Raw genomic sequence first — 23,223 nt, forward strand, 5'->3', positions numbered from 1 at the left:
CAGTTGATTTACCGATTTATGGTCAAGCCGATTTGTCGACAAAGCGCCAGGGCGACCTCAGGCGGTGTCGGCGACGATCATTCCCCCACGCATCTCCAGCCGCCGACCGGTGAAGCGTTCGCGCGTTCTCCGATCGTGGGTCACGATCACCATCGCCCCCCGGTACCGGGACAGCGCTTCCTCCAGGTCCTCCACGAGACCCGGGGAGAGGTGGTTGGTCGGCTCGTCCAACAGCAGCAGGTCATAGGAGTCCGAGGTCAATCGGGCCACCTCGATGCGACGGCGCTGGCCGACCGAAAGGGACTCCACCGACCGGTCCATTTCCCGGGGCCGGAACAGGCCGAGCGCGGCCAGCTCGTCCCGGTGTTCCTCGGCCGCCCCCGGGCGACCGGCCGCGTAGGACTTGAGCACCGTCCGGCCTGGAACGATCACCCCGTCCTCCTGGCGGAGATGGCCGACCCGGCCCCTCCGGGCGACCCGACCTGAATCGGGTGCCGACTCCCCGGCCATGACCCGCAGAAGCGTGGTCTTGCCCGCCCCGTTGGGGCCGGTGACCAGCACGCGCTCGCCCGGGGCCAGGGTCAGCGCGGGAACGGCGAGCCGATGGTCGACCCGTACCCCTTCCAGCTCCACCGGCGGCACCGCCCCGTCCTCGGAGACGGCGGTCCCGAAGGACGCGGTCATCTCCAACGGGACCGGCGGCGGCGCGACGGGGTTCTCGATCAATCGCTCCGCCCGCTCCTTGGCCTGACGGATCCGGCTCATGGCGCCGTGCGCGCGCCCGCGCATCCGGAAGCCACCGTGACCGAAGGCCGCCTTGTCCATCTTGCGGGGGATGGCCTGGAGTGCCGCGACGTTGTTCTCCGCCAACCGACGCTGACGGGCCAGCTCGGTCCTCCACACGTCGTACTCGCGGATCCACCGGGCCCGGGCCGCGGCCTTCGCGGCGAGGAAGCCGTCGTAGCCGTTGCCGTAGCGGTTCACCCGGCGCGACTCGTGATCGACCTCCAGTACGGTCCCGGTGACCCCGGCCAGGAAGGCGCGGTCGTGGGTGACGGCGACGACCGTGCCCCGGTGGGCGCGGAGCCGCTGCTCCAACCAGGCGACCGCGCGGTCGTCCAGGTCGTTGGTGGGTTCGTCGAGCAGGAGGAGTTCCGGGTCGGCCGCCAGCACCGCGGCCAGCGCCAACCGAGAGCGCTCCCCTCCGGAGAGCGTGCGCAGCGGGCGACCCCGATCCAGGTTCGGCAGGCCGAGGCCGTGCAGGCCGGCGTCGACCCGCACGTCGGCCTCGTAGCCGCCGCGCGCCTCGAACTCGGAGAGCAGGTCACCGTAGGCCACCAGTCCCTCCGGGCCCGCGGTGCCCAGTTCCGCCTCCCGGTCCCGCAGACGGGTCTCCATCTCCCTCAGGTCCGACAGGGCGTCGTCGATGGCGTCGCCGACGGTGCCGCTCCCGACCCGTTCCATCTGGGGGAGGTGACCGATGCCTCCGGGCGCGATGACGGTCATCTCCCCGTTGTCGGGCTCCTCCTCTCCGGAGAGCAACCGCAGCAGGGTGCTCTTGCCGGAGCCGTTGTCACCGATGACGCCGACGCGCTCGCCCGGCGCGATGCTCAGGCTCACCCGGTCCAGGACGGTGTGATCGCCGTAGCGTTTGCCGACCTCGGTGAGGGTGACCCGGGCTGCGGATCGAACCGGGGGCGTGGGCACGGGCTTTCCTCCTCGGGTGATCTCGGTGGCGCGGGCTGCGGATCGAATTCGAGCGGTGCGCATGGTCCGCCTCCTCGGGTGCGGTGTGGCCGGTGGGTCAACGGGCCGCGGGCCGCCGGAGGGCTCGGGTCGCGTCACACGGGTGCCGGGCGGAGGGGTGCTTCGGGGGCACCGGTCCCGGGGCGTGGAGACGACGAAGAGGCCGTACCGGATCGACCGCGGTGGAGCGACGCCGAGGGAGCCGCGCGGGGCCGCCGGAAGGCGGTGGGGCGCGATGTGCTCGGACACGGGCGTCGGGCGCGGGATCACAGGAAGAAGTACAGCCTCATGAACAAGACGATACGTCTCGTTTCGCATCAGGTCAAGAGAGAATCCGGTGAGACGCGGATCACTCACGCTCCGAACTCGGGCTCCCTATAAGGCCATCTGAAATAGGGGTATTTCTTCAAACCGATATGTCGACACGACGACAAGACGCCTTCCGGCGCGGGGAAGGACGAAGGGCCGCCCCGCTCGGCGGGACGGCCCTTCACTCACTCTCGTGCCCGGTGTGAAAACCGAGCGCCCCCTCCGGCATGGTCGGCGGGGGGCGTACGTCGTTGACGCGCGGCTACAGCCAGCGGGCCTCGGGGCGGGTGCGCCCGGTCTCGTCGGTGACCGGCACCCAATGCATGATCGGGTGCCCGGAGGCGATGGTGTCGGCGTCCTCGCGCGGTCGGGGAACGCTCACGGCGTCCGGCGCGAGGCCGGCAAGGCGGAGGTTCTCCTCGGTGGAGCGAGTGCGTCGACGGACGTTCACGGAGCGAGTCGGGTGCGGTGCACGTTCGGTCCTGCGTGCCATGAAGCCCTCCTCGTTTCCGTATCAGATAGCACTAGTTAACCCTATGTTCACCTTCGAGTCAATTCTTCTCCGAACCTCCGCGTGTCGGGAACCTCTCTTTCCGCGACCACGGACAGAGAATCCCTGCTCTTCAGGGGGGTTCCGCAGGGCCTCTCGCGTGAGCGCGAAGCGGCCGAAGAAGCAAAGTGAACGGAAGGTGAACAAGGGGAGAATCGGTTGTCCTCTAGGTGCGACGTGAGGCCCGGCGGCCCGGGGAGGCGGCGAGGGGGCCGGGCGGGTGATCCGTCGGCGTGCGGAGAGGTGGAGCGCGCCCTCCGCCGGCGCACCGAACCCGGAAAAACGAGAAGCACCCGCCCAGGAGGCGGGTGCCCTATCGGACGCGAGTGGCGGGGCTACTCCTTGAAGATGAGCCCCACGACCTCCAGGTAGAGCTGCTCCGGGTACGGGATGAACGCGATCTTGCTCAAGGCCTGGTCCTGACCCGCGGACTCCATCACGAAGGTCCCGTAACCGAGGAAACGCCCCATCAGGGTGCGTTCGAACCTCATGTCGGTGACCTTGCCCAACGGCATCATGTTCACCTGCCGGGTGATCAACCCCGTCGTCAGCAACAGGCGCGCGGAGGTGATGACGAAGTAGTCGACCGACCACTCCGCGACCTGCCACACGAACCACACCAGGACCAGCAGCCACAACCACCAGATGATGGCCAGTGCCGCCGGTGTATCGGCGAGCTGCGTGTTGCTGAGGAATCCGGCGACGATCAGGGTCCCCAGGACCGCGCCCACCGGTCCCACCAGGACCGCGGGATGCCGCCGGATGGTGACCACGTCCTGCTCGTGTGGGAGCAGGTAGCGGTTGACCGAAGCCGGGGCGCTGTTACTCGACGCTACGAGGCGCATGGCACCCGACCATCCCCCTACGGCAGCAGTGCGTTAACGAAGCGGGACATCGACTCGGCGCCGCCCATCAGCCCCCCGAGCGCACTCTGGATCACGCCCGCCGCGCTTTCGGGTTGCGTGAGCAGATAAAACGCCACGAAACCGATGAGAGCGTAGCCGCCCCATTTCTTCAACTTCGCCACGACTGACTCCCCTTGGAATCCACCTGACCCACCGACCCAGCAGCGATTGTCGCACCGGGAATCCTGCCCGTAAAGCCTGGGGCGCACCCTCGGCGTGGCGGTATGTCGGACCTTCCTCGCTTGCGGGCTGTGTCCGGTTCCGGTGCTGTTGATCGCCGAGTGGCCGAAGGTCCGAAATTCGGGCGTCTTCCAGGGCAGGTCAGGAGGTTTGGGCTGGCTTTTGTGGAGAAGTGGGGCGCATCGATCAAGGCCGAAAATCACCCTGTGTGTCGGCCCGCCCGAAAAGGGAACTCGGGTCGGGTCAGATTTCTCCGGGATGCCGGGGAAACGGGGTCAGGCGCGTTCCGCGAAGGCCAGGGCGAGCACCTGGAGGTGCTGTCTGGCGATCCGCTCGACCAGATCCGGGGTGGCCCGGCCGGTGACCTCCTCGGCGCCGTGCCGGGCGGCGTCCACACACCGGGTCACGGTGGACTCGTGGTGAACCCCGGAGAACTCCGAGGCGAGGCGATCCACCACGGGAGCGAAGCGCGTGTCGGTGGCGGTGGGGGCGGAGGTGGTCTCGGGCATCTCTCTCCTTGAGAGCTCGGGAGACTGATGGCTCAGCGTGCGCGACCGGAGGCTTTCGGTAGTCACCGTGGGGTCGCCTGAAGGCCGCGTCCGGGATGGGCGAGGGGTGGGGGTCGGTGGAACGCGTCCTGATGGAGGTGGTTTCGGGCCGTTGAGGTTCCTTGTTACGGGCGGCCTGGAACCATGATCACTCCTGTCGGTTACGTTCCCGTCTCGAAATGAATTCGGATAATGCGGTCTGAGGTGTCGTCCTGGCGTCCGGCCCGCCCATCGTCCTTCCGGCTGCGACCTGGGGCGATGGTGGTTCGATGGAGGGACTCTGCCCGATTTTCGGCCATTCATTCATCCGGGCTTCAAAACAACCGAAAAAGCGCCCGACCGGAAGACCGGTCGGGCGCCCGAGAGGCCGGGGATCAGGCGCAGCCGTACAGCCGGTCGCCCGCGTCTCCCAGCCCCGGAAGGATGAAGCCGTTCTCGTTGAGTCGCTCGTCCACCGCCGCCGTCACCACGCGCAGCGTCGCGCCGTGGTCGGGGGCCAGGGTTTCGGACAATTTCTCCTTCACCGCCGTCAGCCCTTCGGGGGCGGCGAGCAGGCAGATCGCGGTGATGTGGTCGGCGCCCCGGTCCACCAGGAGCTTGAGCGCGGCCGCCAGGGTGCCGCCGGTGGCCAGCATCGGGTCGAGCACGTAGCACTGGCGGCCCGACAGGTCCTGCGGCAGCCGGTCGGCGTACGTGGCCGGCTGAAGGGTCTTCTCGTCCCGGGCCATGCCCAGGAAACCCACCTCGGCGGTGGGCAGCAGTCGGGTCATCCCGTCGAGCATGCCCAGGCCGGCGCGCAGGATCGGCACCACCAGCGGGGTGGGGCGGCTCAACTGGGTTCCGGTGGTCTCCACCAGCGGCGTGGCGATGGTGACCTCCGTCACTCGCACGTCGCGGGTCGCCTCGTAGGCGAGCAGGGTCACCAGCTCGTCGGTCAGGCGGCGGAAGGTCGGAGAGTCGGTCCGCACATCGCGCAGGGTGGTGAGTTTGTGCGCGACCAAGGGGTGATCGACGACCAGGGTTTCCAAGGTGGTCTCCGGGTGAGCTGGGACGACGGGACGGTGGCCGGGGAGCTGAGCCAGCCAGAGTCTAGCCTCGGGCACTCACCCGCCGGCGTGTGCTCGCGAGCCCACGGGGCGCTCACGGGAACCCCCCGTGGGAGCGCGTCCTCCCAACTCGTGAGAGCGTTGTCGGACTGAAGCGGACAAGGACCACGGTGGGCACGGAGTGATCGTTACCATGTCACTCGCACGGGCGATCCGGGTTCCATCGTCCGGACTGATGGCACCGGCCGGGTTGGGGTGACGATGACAGTGCTCGATCATGGTGACGACTCGGGTGACTTCGCGGCCGTCGCGTTCCGGGAAGAGGAGTACTGGGAGGTCGATCTCCTCCCGGTGGCCCTGACGCACGACCTCAAGGGGCTCATCCATGCCCTGCGCCAACAACCCAGCATCAGCGGGACGATCGGTCTGGTCTCGGTCGGGGACGACTTCTTCATCATCGTCCGGGTTTACGGCGGTGAGGTGTCCCTGTTCCTCTCCGACGTGACCGCGTCCGTCGACTGGCAGGTGGCCCGGGACGTCCTCGACCACCTGGACATCGACCAGCCCGACGACGACGATCTCGATCAGGTCCTGCCCGCGGGAGACCTGTCGATCGTCGCCGATCTGGGGCTGGACGAGATGGAACTGGGCGCCTTGGCGGGCGACCTCGACCTGTACCCGGACGAGGTGCTGGCCAGCATCTCCGAACGGCTCGGATTCGCACAGTCCTTCCAGCGTGTCCTTGACGCGATGGGGTAGGGAGTCCCGGGAAGCGCAGGCCGGAGAGCTAGGAGAGCACGCGGTGTCGACCTTCGCAGCCGTCTTCGCGCCCGATGGGCAGGCGTGGCGGGGAACCGAACTCGAACTCGGGGAGGTGGACGTCATCGACGACGTCATCGATCCGGCGCTCGACTTCGCCGCCGACACGGGAGCCGAATCCGCCGTCATCCTCATGGAGGCAGACGACGAATGGTTCGCCGTCGTGCGGGTCGGCGAGGACGGGGAGCCCCGTGTGTACCTGTCCGACGCCCGCGCGGTGGAGGAACATCCCCTGGCCGAGGTGCTCGCCGAGACGGGGATGCTCGTGGCGGCCGGCCCGGCCGAGACCTCCCGCGGGCCCGCCCCGGGCGGGGACGCGGGCCTGCTGGAGGAGTTCGGGATGCCGTCCGACGAACTGCGTTCGCTGTCCGTCGGCGGGGGAGTCCTGCCCGCCGACGTCCTGGCGGTCGTGGCCGACCGCGCCGGGTTCGGCGACCTGCTCGACGGCATGAGGCTGTGAACCACGCCCTCGACGCCGCGCTGCGCGCGGCCCTGACCGAGGGCGAGCGGGCCCTGGCCGCGGGGGACGTTCCGGTGGGCGCCGTGGTGCTGGACACCGAGGGCGCCATCATCGGTCGCGGACACAACGAACGCGAGGCCACCGGCGATCCGACCGGCCACGCCGAGGTCCTCGCCCTGCGAGCGGCGGCCCGGACCCGCGGCGAATGGCGGCTCTCGGGCTGCACCCTGGTCGTCACCCTGGAACCCTGCGTCATGTGCGCGGGCGCCACGGTGCTCTCCCGGATCGACCGTCTCGTCTACGGTGCGCGCGACCCCAAGGCAGGCGCGGCGGGATCCCTGTGGGACCTGGTCCGGGACCCCCGGCTGAACCACCGGCCCGAGGTCGTCCCGCCCGACCTGGTGGGGGCCGAGGTCGCCGCCGATTGCGCCGGGCTGCTCACCCGCTTCTTCTCCGAACGGCGCGGGTAACCGGTTTTCCGCAGTGGTCCTCATCCGGTAGAGTTGCCCACGGTGGAGTCGCCTAGTGGCCGATGGCGCCCGCCTCGAAAGCGGGTAAGGGGCAACCCTTCGGGGGTTCAAATCCCCCCTCCACCGCCACCAGCCGCCCCCGGCACAGCCGGGGGCGGTTCTTTCATGTCCGGGCCCGTGTCGACAAAGGACTTCGGCGACTCGCGGTCAGATCGACTCCGGGGCGGGGCCGGTGCTGCCGCGGGGGGTGAAGCGGGCGGCCGGGGACCACCGTTCGGTGATCGGTCGGCCCTCCGCCGCCTCCAGGGCGGCCTCGGCGACGGCGGTCCCGTAGCGGTGGACGTCCACGCTCATCGCGGTCAGCGTGGGGGAGGACAGTCGGCAGCGGGTGGAGTCGTCCCAGGCGACCAGGCTCACCCCGGAGGGGACGTCCACGCCCAGGGCGCGGGCGGCCGCCAGCCCGCCGACCGCCATCACGTCGTTGTCGTACAGGATCGCGGTGGGCGGCTCCGGAGCGGACAACAGGGCGGTGGTGAGCCGCTCGCCCTCCTCGTGCGAGTAGTCGCCCGTCAGGATCGCCGGCGCGGGCAGCCCCGTGTCGGCACAGGTCGAGATGAGGGCCTCGGTGCGGGCGCGGGTGTGCAGCAGCGGTTCGGGGCCGCTCACCCGGGCGATACGGCGGTGCCCCAGGGCCCGCAGCCGGTCCACGGCCTCCCGGACGGGCGCCGCGTGGTCGGCGGACACCGCCGGGAGGTCCGCTCCCGCGAGGGCGCCGGCCACCACGAACGGGAGCCCCAGATCGCGCAACAGCGCGGGCCGGGGGTCGTCCGCGGTCGGGTTGACCACCGCCACCGCGTCCACCACCCGGCGCCGCACCCAGCGGCGGTAGGCGGCGATCTCTTCATCGAGCGTGGAGACGAGGTGCAGCATGACCCACATGTCGTGGTCCGCCAGGCGCTCCTCGATGCCCGCGATGAACTCCATGAAGAAGGGCTCGGCGCTCAACAACCGGGGCGGTCGGGCCAGGATCAGCCCGACCGCGCCGGCGCGCTCGTGCGCGGTCATCGCTTCCCACGGGGGTGCGTGGAACCGGAGGAGCGCAGCACCGGTGCCCGGGTGAACTCCGCCGGGTCGACCTCCGCCGAGGTGCGCACCAGGAAGGTGTGCGACTCGCCCGCGAGCAGGTCCACGAGCATGTCGTCCACCTCCGCGTCCGGGGCGACCCGGTCGGCGAGCACGGACACGCCTCGGGTCAGCGAGGCCGCGCGGACCTCCACCCGGTACCCGCCGGGGACGGCCACGGCCGTGGCGGTGAGCGACTCGGGGTCGTAGGCCAGGTGGACGTCCTCGCGGAGGGTGTACACGAGACGGGTGTCGTCGGTGGTGGCCACCAGCGCCTCCCGGGTGTCGTCGGCGGCCGCGAAGAGCGATCGGGCCGGCTCGTGCTCCGCCGTGGACCGGGGCGGAACGGCGATGTCGATCTGGGTACCGTCTAGTATCCCGCCCTCGAAGTGCCGACGCTCCAGCCGCACCGTCGTCTCCCACGGTTCGTCGGTGTCGTTGATCGCGATGAGGACGAGGCGTCCGTCCCTCGGCTGGACCGTGAGCAGGCGGGGCGCGTAGGCCGCCCGCAGCGCGTACCACAGGGGCTTGCGCCGCCCCTCGCCGTCGACGGCCGCCCAGGAGGTGACCGGCCAGCAGTCGTTGAGCTGCCACACGAGGGTGCCGGCGGTGCGCGGCCACCAGGAGCGGAAGTGCTCGACGCCGAACGCCACGGCGCGGGCCTGGTTGAGCTGGGTGGCCCAGTGCCAGTCGGCGAAGGTGGTGGGCGTCGGCAGGTGGCCGGACAGCCCGCGGCCGAGCTTGCCGTTGCCGTCCTCGGCCTTCTGGTGGAGGAGGAAGGCGGGGGACTCCGGGGTGAGCGGCTCGTCGTGGATCCAGTCGGTGAGGGTGGACCAGGTCGGCGGTCCCTGGAAGCCGAACTCGGAGCAGAACCGGGGCACGTTGTCGCGGTAGCCGCGGTAGTCGACGCGGTTCCACACCTCCCATTCGTGGCGGGTGCCGTGCGCTTCGGCGTTGGGGTGGGACTCCTCCGGGGTGAGGCCCGGGGAGTAGGGGCTGCCGTCGGAGTAGAACCGGGTGGGGTCGAGTTCGGCGACGATCCGGGGGAACAGCTCGGTGTAGTAGCGGTGGCCCCAGGTGAGGTCGCCCAGCTGTTCCTTCCAGCCCCAGTCCTCGTGGCCCCACAGGTTCTCGTTGCCGCCGTTCCACAGGGCGAGGGAGGCGTGCGAGGTGAGGCGGGCGACGTTCTCGCGCGCCTCGGCCTCGAACTCGCTCCACAGCGGTTCCTCCTCGGGGTAGGCCGCGCAGGCCAGGAGGAAGTCCTGCCAGACGAGGACGCCGCGCTCGTCGCAGACGTCGTAGAAGTCCTCGGTCTCGTAGATGCCGCCGCCCCACACGCGCAGCATGTTCATGTGCGCGTCGACGGCCTGGTCGACGCGGTGCGCGAGGCGGTCACGGGTGATCCGGGTGAGGAAGTGGTCGTCGGGGATCCAGTTGGCGCCCTTGACGAAGATCGGCCGACCGTTGACCTCGACGGTGAAGGGCGTGCCGTGCGCGTCGGGCGCGGTGTCCACGGTGATGGTGCGGAAACCGATCCGGCGGCGCGCGCCGTCCAGGGTGGTGTCGTCGGCGGCGAGGGTGACGTCGAGGTCGTACAGGGGCTGGTCGCCGTATCCGACGGGCCACCACAGGTCGGCGTCGGCCACCTCGACGACCACGGTGCCGGTGCGGGCGCCTGCGGCGACGGTCGCGGTGGCGGTGCGGCCGGCGACCTCGGCGGTGAGGCGGAGGTCGGTGTCAGGGCCGGAGCGTTCGACGTCGACGTGGACCTCGACCCGGCCGGTGCCGTCGGGGGAGACGGTGACCAGGGGACGCACCCGGGAGAGCCGGGCGGTGTTCCAGCGTTCGAGCCGCACCGGCTTCCAGATGCCGGCGGTCTGGAGGTCGGGCCCCCAGTCCCAGCCGAAGGAGCAGGCCATCTTGCGCACCATGTTGTACGGGTGGGCGTTGACGTGCGGGCGGGCGCCGAGTTCGGCGCGGTTCTCCTCGGCGTACGCCAGGGCCGAACGCAGGTCCACGGTCAGTTCGTTGGTCCCGGCGCGCAGCGCGGAGCGGACGTCGAACCGGTGGGCGCGGTGCATGTTGGCGGTGGTGCCGAGCACGTGGCCGTTGAGGATGACGGTGGCGATGGTGTCCAGGCCGTCGAAGGCCAGGTCGACGCGTTCCCCGTCGCCGGGGGCCTCGGCTTCGAAGGTGAGGGCGTAACGCCAGTCGGCGCGGTGGACCCAGGCGAGCCCGGTCTCGGACTCGTCCAGGTAGGGCTCGGGGATCAGGTCCGCGGCGAGCAGGTCGAGGTGGGTGCTCCCGGGCACCTCGGCGGGGATCTCCCGGTCCGCGATGTGCTCGGGGACGGGGCCGGCGGTGGCGGTCAGTCGCCAGCCGTCGTGCAGGGTGTGACGGTGCATCTCGCTCCTCAAGTGCGAGCAGGTGGTCTGAGGATTCTTACTTCAATGAACTAAGTAAGTCAACGGTGGGTTTCCGGAACCCCTCGGTACGCTGGGGTCGCATCGCGCGTCGGACGCGGCACAGCCGGAGGTTCTCTTGGGTCGGGCCATTCCCCACACGTCGAGCCGGGCCACGGTCCTCGACGTCATCCGGGCGGCCGGCACCATCAGCCGGGCGGGCCTGGCGAGTGCCACGGGATTGACGGCGGCGACGATCTCCAACGTCGTGCGCGGACTCCTCGCCGACGAGCTGGTGACCGAGGTCGGCCGCGCCGAGTCCACCGGTGGCAAACCCCGGGTGCTGCTGCGCCTGGTCCCCAGCTCGCGGTACGCGGTCGGCGTGCATCTGGACGCCGGCGGCACCACGTACGCGCTGACCGACCTCACCGGCGCCGTCGTCTCCCGCATGGCCCACGTCGGAACACGTGAGGAGGACCCCGAGGAGGTTCCGGCCCGCATGGTCCGCCAGGTGGACGCCCTCGTCGACGGCGCGGGCGTGGACCGCGAACGGCTCCTGGGCATCGGTCTCGTCACCGCGGCGGGCGTTCCCGCCCCGGTCTCCCTCTCGGCGCAGGACCTGGAACGGGCCACCGGGCTCTCGGTGGTCACCGGCGACGACGCGACGGCCTCGGCCCTGGGCGAGTACTGGTCGGGTGAGGCGGGCGGCGCGTCGGTCCTGGCCGCCGTGCACATGGGCGCCACCATCGGCGCGGGCGTGCTGGTCGACGGCATCCCCTACCGGGGCGCGCACGGGAACGCCGGCGACCTCGGGCACGTGTGCCTGGACGTCGACGGACCGGAGTGCCGGTGCGGGGCCAGGGGCTGTCTGGAGGCGATCGCCGGACCGGAGGCGATCGTCGCGGCGGCCCGTGCCGACGAGCGCACCGCCGGTGCGGCCGGCCTGGTCGGCCGCGAACGGTCATCGGTCGTCGGGGGGTTCACCGCGGTGGTGCGGGCGGCCCGGAGCGGGGACCCCACCGCTCGCGCCCTGGTGGACCGGTCCGCCCGGTACACGGCGGTGGCGGTGCGCACCCTCGTCGGCATCGTCGACCCGGACCTGGTGGTGCTCACCGGTGTGGGGCAGGCCGTCGCGGGCGAGACCTACCTCCCGGCCGTGCGCCGGGAGCTGGGGACGGCGTTCGCCGGCCGGGGCGGGGATCCGGTACGGGTGCGACTGTCCACCTTCGCCGACACCGCGCCGGCGATCGGGGCGGCCGCGATGGTCCTGCGGTCCCGGCTGACGCCGCTGCGCACGCCGGGGCTGCGGCTGCCCGACGACCTGTCCGAGTCGGGTCCCGTTCCGGTTCCCTGAGGTCACCGTTCCTCGGCGGTCGACACGGGTCCCCCGAGGTCCCCGGAGATCTCGGAGAGTTCGTCGATGGCGCGGGTGAGCCAGGAGATCCACCCGTTCTCGACGTCGATGCCGCCGCGCAGCACCAACAGGTGGATGCGCTCCTGTTCGGTGCGGGGTCCGTCGGTGAAGTCGCGCCTCTCGAACTCCCGGTACTCGTCCAGCCGGGCGCGGTGCAGATCGCGGTGGCGGACGATCTCGGGGAGCAGGTCGCCCACGCCCACGACCCCGGCGGCGCGCAGGCGCAGCGGCAGCGGGTCGCGCGCGACCTTGGGGTCCTCGCGCCGGTTCACCCAGGAGCGCAGTTCCTCGCGTCCCTTCGGGAGGACCTCGTACTCCTTCTTCTGTCCTCGGGTGGGGACCGGCGAGGGCAGCGCGCGGATCAGTCCGGCCTTCTCCAACTTGCCCAGTTCCCGGTAGATCTGCTGGTGGGTGGCCGACCAGAAGTAGCCGATGGACCGGTCGAACCGTCGGGTCAGCTCCGACCCGGACGAGGGTTTCTCCAGCAGGGCGGTCAGGATGGCGTGGGGCAGGGACATGTGCGCATTCTAGGTTCGGGCGGCGGACGCGCCGGTCGCGCGCCCGCCGCCGGAGTGAAGGGCCGGGGCCCGGCCGCTACAGGGCGGCCGCCAGGCGGGTGCCCTGATCGATGGCGCGCTTGGCGTCCAGTTCGGCGGCCACGTCGGCGCCGCCGATGAGGTGCGCCGTCACACCGCGTTCGGCCAGTCCGTCGAGGAGGTCGCGGCGCGGGTCCTGCCCGGCGCACAGCACGACGGTGTCCACCTCCAGCACGCGCGGTTCTCCCGCGACGACGATGTGCAGGCCCTCGTCGTCGACGCGGGTGTACTCCACGCCCGCGAGCATCTCCACGCCCCGGTGGCGCAGCTCCAGACGGTGGATCCACCCGGTGGTCTTGCCCAGGCCCGCGCCGACCTTGCTGGTCTTGCGCTGGAGCAGGTGGACGCGGCGCGACGGGGCGGGCCGCTCGGGGGGGCGCAGACCGCCCGGGGTGGTGTGGTCGGTGTCCACGCCCCACTGGCGGAAGAACTCGTCGGCGTCCAGGGACGCCCGACCGCCGTCATCGGTGAGGAACTCGGCGACGTCGAACCCGATGCCGCCGGCGCCGATGATCGCGACCCGCGCGCCTACCTCGGCGTTCTTCCGGAGCACGTCGACGTAGCCGACGACCTTCGGGTGGTCGACCCCCGGGATCTCGGGTGTGCGGGGGGCGACACCGGTGGCCAGGACGACCTCGTCGTAACCGGTCAGGTCGTCGACGCCCACCTCGGTCTTGAGGCGCACGTCCACCCCCTGCCCGTCGAGCCGGACACGGAAGTAGCGCAGGGTCTCGTCGAACTCCTCCTTGCCGGGTACCCGGCGGGCCATGTTCAGCTGGCCGCCGATCTCGTCGGCGGAGTCGAACAGGGTGACCTCGTGGCCGCGTTCCGCGGCCGACACCGAGAACGCCAGCCCGGCGGGTCCGGCGCCGACGACGGCGATCCGCTTGCGCAGGCGGGTGGGGGAGAGCACGAGTTCGGTCTCGTGGCAGGCGCGCGGGTTGACCAGGCAGGAGGTGATCTTGAGGTTGAAGGTGTGGTCGAGGCAGGCCTGGTTGCAGCCGATGCAGGTGTTGATCTCCTCGGAGCGACCGGCGGCGGCCTTGGCCACGAACTCCGGGTCGGCGAGGAAGGGGCGGGCCATGGCGACCATGTCGGCCTTGCCGCTCGCGATGATCTCCTCGGCCACCTCGGGGGTGTTGATGCGGTTGACGGCCACGAGTGGGACGGACACCTCGCCCATGAGCTTCTCGGTCACCCAGCCGTAGGCGCCGCGCGGGACGGAGGTGGCGATGGTGGGGATGCGCGCCTCGTGCCAGCCGATGCCGGTGTTGATGATGGTGGCCCCGGCCGCCTCGACGGCCTTCGCGAGCCGGACGACCTCGTCGAAGGTGGAGCCGCCGGGGACCAGGTCGAGCATGGACAGGCGGTACACGATGATGAAGTCGGTGCCGACCCGCTCGCGGACCCGGCGCACGATCTCCACGGGGAAGCGCATGCGGTTCTCGTAGGACCCGCCCCACTCGTCGTCGCGCTTGTTCGTGGCGGCGGCGATGAACTGGTTGATGAGGTAGCCCTCGGAGCCCATGACCTCGACACCGTCGTAGCCGGCCTCGCGGGCCAGGGCGGCGGCGTTCGCGAAGTCCTCGATGGTCCGCTCGACCTCGTCGGCGGTGAGCTCGCGCGGGGTGAAGGGGTTGATGGGGGCCTGGATCGCGCTGGGGGCGACGAGGTCCTCGTTGAACGAGTAGCGGCCGGTGTGCAGGATCTGCATGGCGATGCGGCCGCCTTCGCGGTGCACGGCCTCGGTGATGATCCGGTGCCGGGCGACCTCCTCGGCGTTGGTCAGTTTGGCGGCGCCCTTGAAGGTGGCGCCGTGATCGTTGGGGCCGATGCCGCCGGTGATGATGAGACCGACCCCGCCGCGGGCGCGTTCGGCGTAGAAGGCGGCCATCCGCTCGAAGCCGCCGGGGTGCTCCTCCAGGCCGAGGTGCATCGAGCCCATGATGGCCCGGTTGGGCAGGGTGGTGAAGCCCAGGTCCAGGGGCGCCAACAGGTGGGGGTGGTCGCTCATCGTGTCTCCTCGCGCGGGGTGCCTCGCGGGCCGCTGTCCGGGCGACCCGCCATCTCATTATGCAACAAGTTGCAAAATGCCTCGCGGGTCGCCCCCGGAGACGGGGAGCGTCCCCGGTCAGCCCACCTCGACCGGTAGCGGTTCCGGGCGCTTGGCCACCCGGCCGTCCCCGGACGACCGTCCGCGCAGCCGCCGCATCGCCCACGGTCCGAGGAAGGCGCACAGCCACCGGACCTCCTCGGTCACCGTGAGGAGGGCCCCCGGGCGGGGCAACACCGGCAGCGGGTCGGACCAGGACCCGTCCGCCCCGGGCAGTTCCAGGGCCGAGGCCAGCGCTCCGGAGATCCGGGCGTGCCCGAGCGGGGTGCAGTGCAACCGGTCGGTCGCCCACAGCCGCCGGTCGGTGGAGATCTCGTGCTTCGCGACGTCCGCGACCACCACGCCGTGCCGATCGGCCGCCGCGCGGATCCGCTCGTTGAAGTCCAGCACCCGTGGCACCAGGGGACGCGTCAAGGGGGCCACCCTCGCGATGTCGGGGAAGGTCAGCGTGGCCACCCGGGCGCCGGCTCCGGTCAGGGCGGCGAACATCGCCTCCAGGTCGCCGATCACCTTGTCGGCGTCGTACCTGGACCGGATCACGTCGTTGACCCCGGCGAACACCGTGGCCACGGTCGGCTCCAAGGCCAGCGCGGGCGCCAGTTGCTCCGCCCTGACCTGCGCGGACAGCCGTCCGCGGATCGCCAGGTTCGCGTACTCCACGCGCGCCCCGGTCGCCGCCATCCGCTCGGCCAGCCGGTCCGCCCACCCGCGCACGCCGAGGACGTCGTCGCCGTCCCCGACCCCCTCGGTGTGGCTGTCGCCGATCGCGACATAGCGCACCCTGTCCCCAGGTCCCATTCCGGACTCCTCGCATCGTGGTCGTCAAAGCAGACTATTCCACAAAGTGACTAGTCGACTTATGGACCAAGGGGGCGCGGAGCGGAGCACGGGATCCCCGTCCCCGGGCCGGACGGTCCGTCCACCGACGTGGTGCGTCCGGTGAACGGCAGCGGGAAGGAACCGCTCGGCCCCTCCACGCGCCCGCCCTCGCCCGCCCGCGCGGGATCACCGCCCCCTACGCCCGACCTCCGGTGGGCGTGGCGGTCCGGGGCTCGGCCGGGGCGCGCTCCTAGCGTGGAGCGGGGGCGCCGGGGCGGCGCACCCGCGCACCGTCGCCGCGCTCCGGGGGAGACCGCCATGGCCAGGAACACCGTCGCCGAACAACTCGTCTGCACGTTGGTCGCCGCGGGGGTGAACCGGATCTACGGCGTGGTCGGCGACAGTCTCAACCCCGTCGTCGACGCCGTGCACGATACCGACGGCATCGAGTGGATCCACGTGCGCAACGAGGAGACGGCTGCCTTCGCCGCCGCGGCCCAGGCCCAGGTCGACGGGAACCTCGCCGTGTGCGCGGGTTCCTGCGGGCCCGGCAACACCCACCTCGTCCAGGGCCTCTACGACGCCCAGCGCAGTGGCGTTCCCGTCCTGGCCCTGGCCTCCCACATCCCCTCCCGACAGATCGGCACCGGGTACTTCCAGGAGACCCACCCCGAGCGGCTGTTCGGCGACGTCACCGGCTTCCGCGAGCTGGTCTCCCACCCCGAGCAGATGCCCCGCCTGGCCCGCGTCGCGATCCAGCACGCCCTGGGCACCCCCGGCGTCGCCGTGCTCGTCCTGCCCGGCGACGTCGCCGGACGCAAGGCGACCGGCGACGCCGACACCACCCCGGTCGTCCCCGTGCGCGCCACCGCCTGGCCCGCCGAGGACGATGTTCGCGAACTCGCCAAACGGATCAACACGGCCGAGAAGGTCGCCCTCTTCTGCGGCGCCGGTACGCGCGGCGCCCACGGCGAGGTCATGACGCTCGCCAACCGGGTGAACGCCCCGGTGGGGCACACCCTGCGAGGCAAGGAGTGGATCCAGTACGACAACCCGTACGACGTCGGCATGATCGGCCTGCTCGGCTACGGGGCCTGCCACGAGGCCCTCCACGAGGCCGACCTGGTGCTCCTGCTCGGCTGCGACTTCCCCTACGACGCCTTCCTGCCCAGGCGCAACGTCGTCCAGGTCGACCGCGATCCCCGCCGTCTGGGCTGTCGGGTGCCGCTCACCCTGGGCGTCCACGGCGACGTCGCCGCCACCCTGCGCTCGGTGCTGCCGCTCATCGGCCACAAGTCCGACACCCGCTTCCTGCACGACATGCTGCGCCGCCACGAGCGGGCCCTGACCAAGGTGGTGGAGGCCTATACGGGGAACATCGCCGACCGGACCCCGATCCATCCGGAGTACGTGGCCCGTCTCCTGGACGAGGCCGCCCCCGACGACGCGGTGTTCACCGTCGACACCGGCATGAACAACGTGTGGGCCGCCCGCTACCTGACCCCCAACGGTCGTCGCCGGGTCATCGGGTCGTTCACGCACGGCAGCATGGCCAACGCCCTGCCGCACGCGATCGGCGCCGCCTACGCCGCGCCCGACCGCCGCGTGATCTCCCTGTCCGGCGACGGCGGGCTGAGCATGCTGCTCGGCGAGCTCATCACCGTTCACCAGCACGGGCTGCCCATCACCACGGTCGTGTTCGACAACTCCTCGCTGGGGATGGTGCGGCTGGAGATGATGGTGGACGGGATGCCCGCCTTCCAGACCGATCACCCGCCCGTCGACTACGCGGCGATCGCCGGCGCGATCGGGATGCGCGCCCTGCGCGTCACCCGCCCGGACGAGGTGCGCGACGCCCTGCGCGAGGCGATCGCCGCGCCCGAGGCGGTGCTGGTGGACGTGGTCACCGATCCGAACGCGCTGTCCATCCCCTCACGGATCACCGCCGACCAGGTCGCCGGGTTCGCCCTGTCCGCCGGGCGGACGGTGCTCCAGGGCGGTGTCGGCTCGATGATCGACCTGGCCCGCTCGAACCTGCGCAACCTCCCTCGGCCCTGACCGGGGGAGGCCGATGATCGCGCGGGCCCACTCCGCCGGGGACGCCGGCCGTTCGTGCGCGGTGGAAGGAGGACTCCGACACGACCGTGGCCCGTGGCCCCGCCACCCCTTCCCCGCGTACGCACGGCGCAGCACGTCCGTGGACGTTCCGTGGTCGGGGCGCGGGCCTTCCAGCAACAGGATCGGGTCGCCCGCGACGACGCGCGTCTCCCGGATCCCGGGGATGGCGGCCGGCGCCGATCCGGCGTCGCCCATCCGGGCGGACGCGTCGACCACCACCACCGTGAGGAACCCCTGCCCCCGGGCCATCGCCGGGTCGACCTCGACGGTGGCGTGTCGGACGATTCCGCACGTCCGAGGCTTGCGCGCCCGGGGAGGGCGACCCCACCGCCCGCCAACGTTTTGCCCGCTCGTGCTCATACATTGACCCCCCTCGGGCAGTAGTCCACAGACCTGCATCCGACATCATGGAGGACATCGTGATCGCGAAACTGTCCGAGCTCGGCGTCACCTCGGAAATGGCCTACGGCGCCGGGACCGCCAGCATCGGGTTGGCCTTCCTGAGCTGGGCCCTCTCGAAGAAGAAGGAGGACGCCGGCCTCGACCGGGCCGACCGATGGGGGATCTTCATCGGCCAGTGGGCACCCACCTTCTTCGCCCTGGGCGTCGCCCTTCGCCTCGAAGAGGGCAGCAAGTGACCCGATGCCACCGGGCCGGCGGGCGCGCGACCTCGGTTCGCGTCCTGCCGGACCCGTCCCGGCGGGGTGGGCCGCGGGGACACCGGGGGACGGCCGTGCCGCCCCTGTGAAGGGGAGGGCCATCGGAAGACGCTCGTCCCCGCTCGGCTTCACCGGAGCGGGGACGAGGTCGTGTCACCGCCCGGACGGCCCGGCCCCGATCCGTCGGAGGCCGCGCTCCGAGCCTCTCCCCGCGGAGTCCATCCGGTAGGGGACCCAGGGAACATACCGACCAGTCGGTTACCATGGTGGCCGTGCGGTGACCGCGTCACCCCCGACCCGGCAAGGAGCCCCCCATGGCCGTCGACCCCACCGGAGCCGACCTCGCGACCCTGATGGACGAGGACCCGGGCGGTCCCGTCGTGATGCTGAACCTGCTGCGCTTCGCCCCCGACGGCCGCGCCTCCTACGAGGAGTACTCGCGGGCCGCGTCCCGCTTCCTGGCCGAGTACGGGGGTGAACTCCTCTACGCCGGCGACGGCGACACCCCGCTGGTGGCCGAAGCCGGGCAGGGCTGGGACGCGGTGCTCCTGGTCCGCTACCCCAGCAGGGAGGCGTTCGGCCGCATGATCGCCGACCCCGGATACCGGGAGATCACCGCGCTGCGCTCGCGCGCGTTGGTGGAGGCGGTCCTCCAGCCGACCAACCCCTGGGGGTCGGGTCGCTAGGACCCGGGCACGGGGGATCCGCGTCCCCGAGCCGGTCTCCGACATCGCGTTCGGCGGACCCGGGACAACCCCGTGAGTGGTCGTCATCCTCGATGGCCAAGCGCTACCGGCACGTGGTGGACGAGGTCCGCGCGGACGTCGCCGACCGGCTCGGAGGGCTGATCTGGGAGGCTCTCCAGGGGGAGATCCCGGCTCCCAACAGGCCGACTGAGACTAGAAGTGAGACTACGAACGACGAAGGCCCCGACCGGTGTCCGGTCGGGGCCTTTCATCCGCCCTGATGGGCTGTGGCGGAGGATAGGGGATTCGAACCCCTGAGGCGTTGCCACCAACACGCTTTCCAAGCGTGCGCCCTAGGCCACTAGGCGAATCCTCCGCGCACAACTCTACAGGCTGTCCGGGTGTACTTCGAACGGGCTTCCCCGACGGGGGTCGGCCCCGGTCGGAACGCGCGCCGAAGAGGGTGCCGGGCCGATGAACAGCGCTGGTCGGCGCGCACCCGGGCCGGGTGCGCGTGGGGGAAGTCCGCGCACTCCCGCCCGTGTCCGCCCGGCACCCCCATCAGCGCGTGCCCGAAGGTCGGCGGGCGCGTGGAGGGCGAACGGGTCGGCCGCCATCGTGCGGAATTCGCCCCGGAGCGCGGCGGGAGCCCCGGTCATCAGATCGGCGGGGGCGTCCTCCGCTACGGAGGCGGCGAGGTCGCGGCGCGCGGGAGAACGGTCGGCCGGGGAGCGAGCGTCGAACACGGTCCCGGGGGATGAAGGCCCCCTCCGGGTGACGGGCGCGGCCGATCGCGGTCGGTTGCCCGAGCACCCCCGGGTTCGGATAGACTCTGGGCAGACCCCTCGTGCGGCGTCACCTCATGAACCTCCCCAGGGCCGGAAGGCAGCAAGGATAAATGGGCTCTGGCGGGTGCGCGGGGGGTCCTTTCTGTTTTCTCCGGCCCGGTCCACTCCGGATTCCTCCCCGGAATCGGCGCGAGCTGTCGGTGCTCGCGGGTTGAATGGACCCGTGGCAGGGACCAGGGGAGTGATCACGCCGTGAGCATCGCGCTGTACCGCAAGTACCGTCCCGCGACGTTCGCCGAGGTGCGCGGGCAGGAGCACGTGACCGACCCGTTGCGGCAGGCGCTGCGCAGCGGTCGCATCAATCACGCCTACCTGTTCAGCGGCCCCCGGGGCTGTGGCAAGACCACCAGCGCCCGCATCCTGGCCCGCTCCCTCAACTGCGTCGAGGGCCCCACCCCGGACCCGTGCGGTGTGTGCGACTCGTGCGTGGCGCTGGCCCCCGACGGCGGCGGCAGCATCGACGTCATGGAGATCGACGCCGCCTCCCACGGTGGTGTGGACGACGCGCGCGACCTGCGCGAACGCGCGTTCTTCGCGCCGGTGAGCTCGCGCTACAAGATCTACATCATCGACGAGGCGCACATGGTGACCCGCGAGGGTTTCAACGCGCTGCTGAAGTTGGTGGAGGAACCCCCGCCGCACCTGAAGTTCGTGTTCGCGACCACCGAACCCGAGAAGGTCATCGGCACCATCCGGTCGCGCACCCACCACTACCCCTTCCGGCTCATTCCGCCGAGCACCCTCCGCGAGCTGATGGAGGATCTCCTCGGCCAGGAGAAGGTGCCCTACGACCCGGCGGCGCTGCCGCTGGTGGTGCGGGCGGGCGCCGGTTCGGCGCGCGACACCCTGTCGGTCCTCGACCAGCTCATCGCCGGTTCGGGTGATGGGGGGATCACCCGCGAGGGCGCGGTGTCCCTGCTCGGGTACACCGATTCGAGCCTGCTCGGCGAGATGGTCGACTCGCTCGGCGCCCGGGACGGCGCCGCCGTGTTCTCCCTCATCGACCGGGTGGTGGAGGGGGGTCACGATCCCCGGCGGTTCGCCACGGACCTGTTGGAGCGTTTCCGAGACCTGGTGGTGTTGGCGGCGGTACCGGACGCCTTGGACAAGGGTCTGGTCAACGTGGCGGCCGAGGCCACCGAGCAGATGAAGGCGCAGGCCGGTCGGCTGGGGCCCGCCGAGCTGACCCGCGCGGCCGACATCCTCAACCAGGGGTTGACCGACATGCGCGGGTCGACCGCGCCCCGGCTGGTGTTGGAGCTCATGTGCTCGCGCATCCTGCTGCCGGCCACCGACGGCGCTCAGGGCGCGGCGCTGCTGGCCCGGCTGGAGCAGGTGGAGCGCCGGGTCGCCACGGGCGCCGTGGCCGCTCCGATCACCCACCGGGCCCCGGCGGCGCAGCCCCCGGCCCCGCAGGCCATCGCGGAGCCGCGGCCTTCCGCCCCGCGGTCTTCCGCTCCGACGCCCTCCGCCCCCGAGCCCGACTCCGCGCGGCCCGAGCCTGCCCCGCGGGCGGCGCCCCGCGCGGCCGAGCCCGACGGCTGGGACGCGGCCCCCGCCCGCCGCGAACCGGCCCCGGCCCCCGTCGCGCCGGTCTCCGCGCCCGCGACACCGGCCCCGGGCGGTGGCGGCACGGTGGACCTGGGCCGGGTCCAGAGCGCCTGGCCCCAGATCCTGGACGCGGTCAAGGGGCTGCGCCGGTTCACCTGGATGGTGCTGAGCGGTGGCGACGTCCGCCCCATCGGGGTGGAGGGCAACGCCATCGTCCTGGGCTTCTCCCGCGCCAACGAGGCCAAGGGGTTCGGTAACAGCGGCAGCGACCAGGTGGTCGCCAACGCCGTCCGGCAGGTGCTCGGGGTGGAGGTGCGCGTGACGGCCTCCGCCGGTGCCACCGCCGCGCCCGCCCATCGCGCCCCCGAACCGGGGCCTCGCGAGCCCGTGGGCTGGGACGCCCCGGCCCCGGAGCCCGCACCCGCGCAGACCCCTCCACCGGCTGCCCCGGAACCCGTCGCCAACGGTTCCGCCGCGCCCGCCGGACCGCCGTCGGACCGCATCGTCACCGGTCTCCAGGAACCGCCGCCGGACCCCTACGAGGACGCCGCGGCCGCGCCGCCCCCGGAGGACGCCGGCCCCCCGACCGAGTCTCGGCGCGCCCCGACCGCCGAACGGTCTGCTCCGCCGACCGCACCGGACCGGCGGGAACCGGAGCCCGAAGCGCGGCGACCCGCTCCGGAGCCGGTCCCGAGCCCCGCCCCCCGCGAGGAGTCGGTGTCGACGGCGAAGGGTTCCGCGCCGCTGCCCCCGGGTTCGGGCGCTTCCCTCATCGAGACGGCGCTGGGCGGAAGGGTCATCGAGGAGATCGAGCACGAGGGCCCCGACGTCTCCCCGTGAGGCCCTCGCCGTGCGTCAGTCGCGCGGGCGCAGGGCCCGCATCACCGTGTCGATGAGGGTGTCCACGTAGGCGTGCGACAGCGCCCCGGTGCGCATCATCCACCGGTTCTGGATCGGCGCGAGCAGCAGTTCCACCGCGATGGCCGGGTCCAGGCCCGGGTCGATCTGCCCGGCGTCGCGGGCGGCGCGCAACCGTTCCCCGAACGCGTCCAGGTTGGGGCGCAGCAGGGTCCGTGTGAGGTGTTCGGCCAGTTCGGGGTCGGCCTGCATCTCGGCGATGACGGCCCTGTTGATACGGTCCATGAGCGGGTCGGCGAGTTCGTCGACGATTCCGTGCATGACCGTGCGCAGGTCGGCGGGCAGGTCACCGGTGTCCGGCAGGGGCTCTCCGGCGTCTCCTCCGCTCAGTTCGGCGAACACGTCCAACACCACGGCGGACTTGGCGGGCCACCATCGGTAGATGGTCTGTTTTCCGACCTTGGCCCGGGCGGCGATCGCCTCCATGGTCAATCGGGTGTACCCCACCTCGCCCAGTAGTTCTCCCGCGGCGGTGAGAATGGCCTTGCGCGCCCGCTCGCTGCGGCGACGGGGGTTCGGTCGGGTCCGGGCCGGCTCCTCCGGGGTGCTCGTCTGTGCCATAAGTCCCACGGTATCCCTGATAAATGACGAGACGTATCGTCTTGTGAAAAGGTACCCTTCAAGGGATCCACACGGCATCGGGCGAGGCAGACCTCGCCCCAGGGGGAGGTCCCATGTCCCGCAACAACGACAATCTTCTCGGCCTGGGCGGCGGGCGGGGCGTCTCCCGCTCCAACGCCAAGGGTGCCAAGAGCGGCCCCACCGGCCCCAGCGACGACGCCCGTCGCCGCAAGGAGGACCTGCTGCGCAAGATCAAGGAGCGCAATCAGGGCGATGACGGCGCCGCGGGCGCCGAGGCCACCGACGGCGAGTGAACGATCACCCGCGCCCCCGGACCGCGCCCGGTCCGGGGGCGTCGTCGTGTGCGTTCACCGTCCGGGGAG

At 71.6% G+C, this 23,223-nt stretch carries 21 protein-coding genes, 2 tRNA genes and 1 other RNA gene; 11 read left to right on the plus strand and 13 right to left on the minus strand.

Going from position 1 to position 23,223, the window contains the following annotated elements:
- Positions 1-57: 57 nt before the first annotated feature.
- The 6 genes from abc-f to upp all read right to left on the minus strand — a co-directional run bounded on the left by abc-f (position 58) and on the right by upp (position 5,266).
- Positions 58-1,707, minus strand: coding sequence for a ribosomal protection-like ABC-F family protein (gene abc-f, locus PWG71_RS18835; RefSeq protein ID WP_274811147.1), 1,650 nt, complete (start codon positions 1,705-1,707; stop codon positions 58-60).
- Between the two features lie 610 nt (positions 1,708-2,317).
- Entirely contained in the window at positions 2,318-2,548 is a 231-nt protein-coding gene (locus PWG71_RS18840; RefSeq protein ID WP_274811149.1) for a hypothetical protein, read from the minus strand.
- A gap of 392 nt (positions 2,549-2,940) precedes the next feature.
- Entirely contained in the window at positions 2,941-3,450 is a 510-nt protein-coding gene (locus PWG71_RS18845) for a PH domain-containing protein (protein WP_274811151.1), read from the minus strand.
- Positions 3,451-3,467: 17 nt separating this feature from the next.
- Positions 3,468-3,632: a hypothetical protein gene (locus tag PWG71_RS18850; RefSeq protein WP_170293704.1), complete on the minus strand. Its 165-nt coding sequence runs from the start codon at positions 3,630-3,632 to the stop codon at positions 3,468-3,470.
- A gap of 333 nt (positions 3,633-3,965) precedes the next feature.
- Positions 3,966-4,199: a three-helix bundle dimerization domain-containing protein gene (locus PWG71_RS18855; protein ID WP_274811153.1), complete on the minus strand. Its 234-nt coding sequence runs from the start codon at positions 4,197-4,199 to the stop codon at positions 3,966-3,968.
- Positions 4,200-4,612: 413 nt separating this feature from the next.
- Positions 4,613-5,266 carry a uracil phosphoribosyltransferase gene (upp, locus tag PWG71_RS18860; RefSeq protein ID WP_274811154.1) on the minus strand — a complete coding sequence of 218 codons (654 nt, stop codon included), beginning with the start codon at positions 5,264-5,266 and terminating at the stop codon, positions 4,613-4,615.
- 279 nt (positions 5,267-5,545) lie between these two features.
- Here upp and PWG71_RS18865 point away from each other — a divergent pair, with 279 nt between their 5' ends.
- The 4 genes from PWG71_RS18865 to PWG71_RS18880 all read left to right on the plus strand — a co-directional run bounded on the left by PWG71_RS18865 (position 5,546) and on the right by PWG71_RS18880 (position 7,162).
- A complete protein-coding gene (locus PWG71_RS18865) occupies positions 5,546-6,043 on the plus strand; it encodes a tRNA adenosine deaminase-associated protein (protein ID WP_274811155.1) in 498 nt (165 codons plus the stop codon).
- 43 nt (positions 6,044-6,086) lie between these two features.
- Positions 6,087-6,563 carry a tRNA adenosine deaminase-associated protein gene (locus tag PWG71_RS18870; RefSeq protein WP_274811156.1) on the plus strand — a complete coding sequence of 159 codons (477 nt, stop codon included), beginning with the start codon at positions 6,087-6,089 and terminating at the stop codon, positions 6,561-6,563.
- The gene (locus PWG71_RS18875) at positions 6,560-7,033 is read left to right on the plus strand and encodes a nucleoside deaminase (protein ID WP_274811157.1); all 474 of its coding nucleotides are present in this window, start codon (positions 6,560-6,562) and stop codon (positions 7,031-7,033) included. Before PWG71_RS18870 ends, PWG71_RS18875 begins: the two co-directional genes overlap by 4 nt.
- Positions 7,034-7,074: 41 nt before the next feature.
- Positions 7,075-7,162, plus strand: a tRNA-Ser gene (locus PWG71_RS18880).
- Positions 7,163-7,240: 78 nt separating this feature from the next.
- On the opposite strand, the gene PWG71_RS18885 is transcribed toward PWG71_RS18880, so the two are convergent.
- Complete coding sequence (locus PWG71_RS18885; RefSeq protein WP_274811158.1) at positions 7,241-8,098, minus strand: LacI family DNA-binding transcriptional regulator; 858 nt, start codon at positions 8,096-8,098, stop codon at positions 7,241-7,243.
- On the minus strand, positions 8,095-10,560 hold the full coding sequence (locus PWG71_RS18890; protein ID WP_274811159.1) for a glycoside hydrolase family 2 protein: 2,466 nt from the start codon (positions 10,558-10,560) through the stop codon (positions 8,095-8,097). Before PWG71_RS18890 ends, PWG71_RS18885 begins: the two co-directional genes overlap by 4 nt.
- Before the next feature lie 136 nt (positions 10,561-10,696).
- Here PWG71_RS18890 and PWG71_RS18895 point away from each other — a divergent pair, with 136 nt between their 5' ends.
- Positions 10,697-11,911, plus strand: coding sequence for an ROK family transcriptional regulator (locus PWG71_RS18895; protein ID WP_274811161.1), 1,215 nt, complete (start codon positions 10,697-10,699; stop codon positions 11,909-11,911).
- Between the two features lie 2 nt (positions 11,912-11,913).
- Here PWG71_RS18895 and PWG71_RS18900 read toward each other — a convergent pair whose 3' ends face one another.
- From PWG71_RS18900 to PWG71_RS18910, 3 genes are all read right to left on the minus strand, one after another.
- The gene (locus PWG71_RS18900) at positions 11,914-12,489 is read right to left on the minus strand and encodes a PadR family transcriptional regulator (protein ID WP_274811162.1); all 576 of its coding nucleotides are present in this window, start codon (positions 12,487-12,489) and stop codon (positions 11,914-11,916) included.
- A 76-nt stretch (positions 12,490-12,565) separates the two neighbouring features.
- Entirely contained in the window at positions 12,566-14,581 is a 2,016-nt protein-coding gene (locus PWG71_RS18905) for an NADPH-dependent 2,4-dienoyl-CoA reductase (RefSeq protein WP_274811163.1), read from the minus strand.
- 117 nt (positions 14,582-14,698) lie between these two features.
- Positions 14,699-15,478, minus strand: coding sequence for an SGNH/GDSL hydrolase family protein (locus PWG71_RS18910; RefSeq protein ID WP_274811164.1), 780 nt, complete (start codon positions 15,476-15,478; stop codon positions 14,699-14,701).
- A 339-nt stretch (positions 15,479-15,817) separates the two neighbouring features.
- On the opposite strand from PWG71_RS18910, the gene PWG71_RS18915 reads away from it, so the two are divergent.
- From PWG71_RS18915 to PWG71_RS18925, 3 genes are all read left to right on the plus strand, one after another.
- Positions 15,818-17,557 (plus strand): pyruvate dehydrogenase, encoded by a 1,740-nt coding sequence (locus PWG71_RS18915; protein ID WP_274811165.1) that lies wholly within the window; start codon positions 15,818-15,820, stop codon positions 17,555-17,557.
- Between the two features lie 479 nt (positions 17,558-18,036).
- Entirely contained in the window at positions 18,037-18,255 is a 219-nt protein-coding gene (locus PWG71_RS18920; RefSeq protein ID WP_274811166.1) for a hypothetical protein, read from the plus strand.
- Between the two features lie 335 nt (positions 18,256-18,590).
- Positions 18,591-18,962, plus strand: a complete 372-nt coding sequence (locus PWG71_RS18925) for a DUF1330 domain-containing protein (RefSeq protein ID WP_274811167.1) — start codon at positions 18,591-18,593, stop codon at positions 18,960-18,962.
- A 288-nt stretch (positions 18,963-19,250) separates the two neighbouring features.
- Here PWG71_RS18925 and PWG71_RS18930 read toward each other — a convergent pair.
- Positions 19,251-19,338 (minus strand) — tRNA-Ser (locus PWG71_RS18930).
- A 460-nt stretch (positions 19,339-19,798) separates the two neighbouring features.
- On the opposite strand from PWG71_RS18930, the gene ffs reads away from it, so the two are divergent.
- Positions 19,799-19,894, plus strand: an RNA gene (ffs, locus tag PWG71_RS18935) — signal recognition particle sRNA small type.
- 108 nt (positions 19,895-20,002) lie between these two features.
- Complete coding sequence (locus PWG71_RS18940; protein ID WP_274811169.1) at positions 20,003-22,201, plus strand: DNA polymerase III subunit gamma and tau; 2,199 nt, start codon at positions 20,003-20,005, stop codon at positions 22,199-22,201.
- Positions 22,202-22,216: 15 nt separating this feature from the next.
- Here the strand turns inward: PWG71_RS18940 and PWG71_RS18945 are convergent, their stop codons facing one another.
- Entirely contained in the window at positions 22,217-22,840 is a 624-nt protein-coding gene (locus tag PWG71_RS18945) for a TetR/AcrR family transcriptional regulator (protein WP_274811171.1), read from the minus strand.
- A gap of 113 nt (positions 22,841-22,953) precedes the next feature.
- Here PWG71_RS18945 and PWG71_RS18950 point away from each other — a divergent pair, with 113 nt between their 5' ends.
- Complete coding sequence (locus tag PWG71_RS18950) at positions 22,954-23,154, plus strand: DUF6243 family protein (RefSeq protein WP_274811172.1); 201 nt, start codon at positions 22,954-22,956, stop codon at positions 23,152-23,154.
- The last annotated feature ends 69 nt before the right edge of the window (positions 23,155-23,223 follow it).

This window comes from Nocardiopsis sp. N85, assembly GCF_028882275.1.
Lineage (GTDB): Bacteria > Actinomycetota > Actinomycetes > Streptosporangiales > Streptosporangiaceae > Nocardiopsis > Nocardiopsis lambiniae.

Bases quoted from the DNA above. Each gene is read 5' to 3' on its own strand.
- PWG71_RS18900 (WP_274811162.1), bottom strand. From the start codon at position 12,489: ATGTCCCTGCCCCACGCCATCCTGACCGCCCTGCTGGAGAAACCCTCG.
- PWG71_RS18890 (WP_274811159.1), bottom strand. From the start codon at position 10,560: ATGCACCGTCACACCCTGCACGACGGCTGGCGACTGACCGCCACCGCC.
- PWG71_RS18905 (WP_274811163.1), bottom strand. From the start codon at position 14,581: ATGAGCGACCACCCCCACCTGTTGGCGCCCCTGGACCTGGGCTTCACC.
- PWG71_RS18945 (WP_274811171.1), bottom strand. From the start codon at position 22,840: ATGGCACAGACGAGCACCCCGGAGGAGCCGGCCCGGACCCGACCGAAC.
- PWG71_RS18885 (WP_274811158.1), bottom strand. From the start codon at position 8,098: ATGACCGCGCACGAGCGCGCCGGCGCGGTCGGGCTGATCCTGGCCCGA.
- PWG71_RS18845 (WP_274811151.1), bottom strand. From the start codon at position 3,450: ATGCGCCTCGTAGCGTCGAGTAACAGCGCCCCGGCTTCGGTCAACCGC.
- PWG71_RS18865 (WP_274811155.1), top strand. From the start codon at position 5,546: ATGACAGTGCTCGATCATGGTGACGACTCGGGTGACTTCGCGGCCGTC.
- PWG71_RS18840 (WP_274811149.1), bottom strand. From the start codon at position 2,548: ATGGCACGCAGGACCGAACGTGCACCGCACCCGACTCGCTCCGTGAAC.
- PWG71_RS18925 (WP_274811167.1), top strand. From the start codon at position 18,591: ATGGCCGTCGACCCCACCGGAGCCGACCTCGCGACCCTGATGGACGAG.
- PWG71_RS18950 (WP_274811172.1), top strand. From the start codon at position 22,954: ATGTCCCGCAACAACGACAATCTTCTCGGCCTGGGCGGCGGGCGGGGC.
- PWG71_RS18855 (WP_274811153.1), bottom strand. From the start codon at position 4,199: ATGCCCGAGACCACCTCCGCCCCCACCGCCACCGACACGCGCTTCGCT.
- PWG71_RS18910 (WP_274811164.1), bottom strand. From the start codon at position 15,478: ATGGGACCTGGGGACAGGGTGCGCTATGTCGCGATCGGCGACAGCCAC.
- PWG71_RS18915 (WP_274811165.1), top strand. From the start codon at position 15,818: ATGGCCAGGAACACCGTCGCCGAACAACTCGTCTGCACGTTGGTCGCC.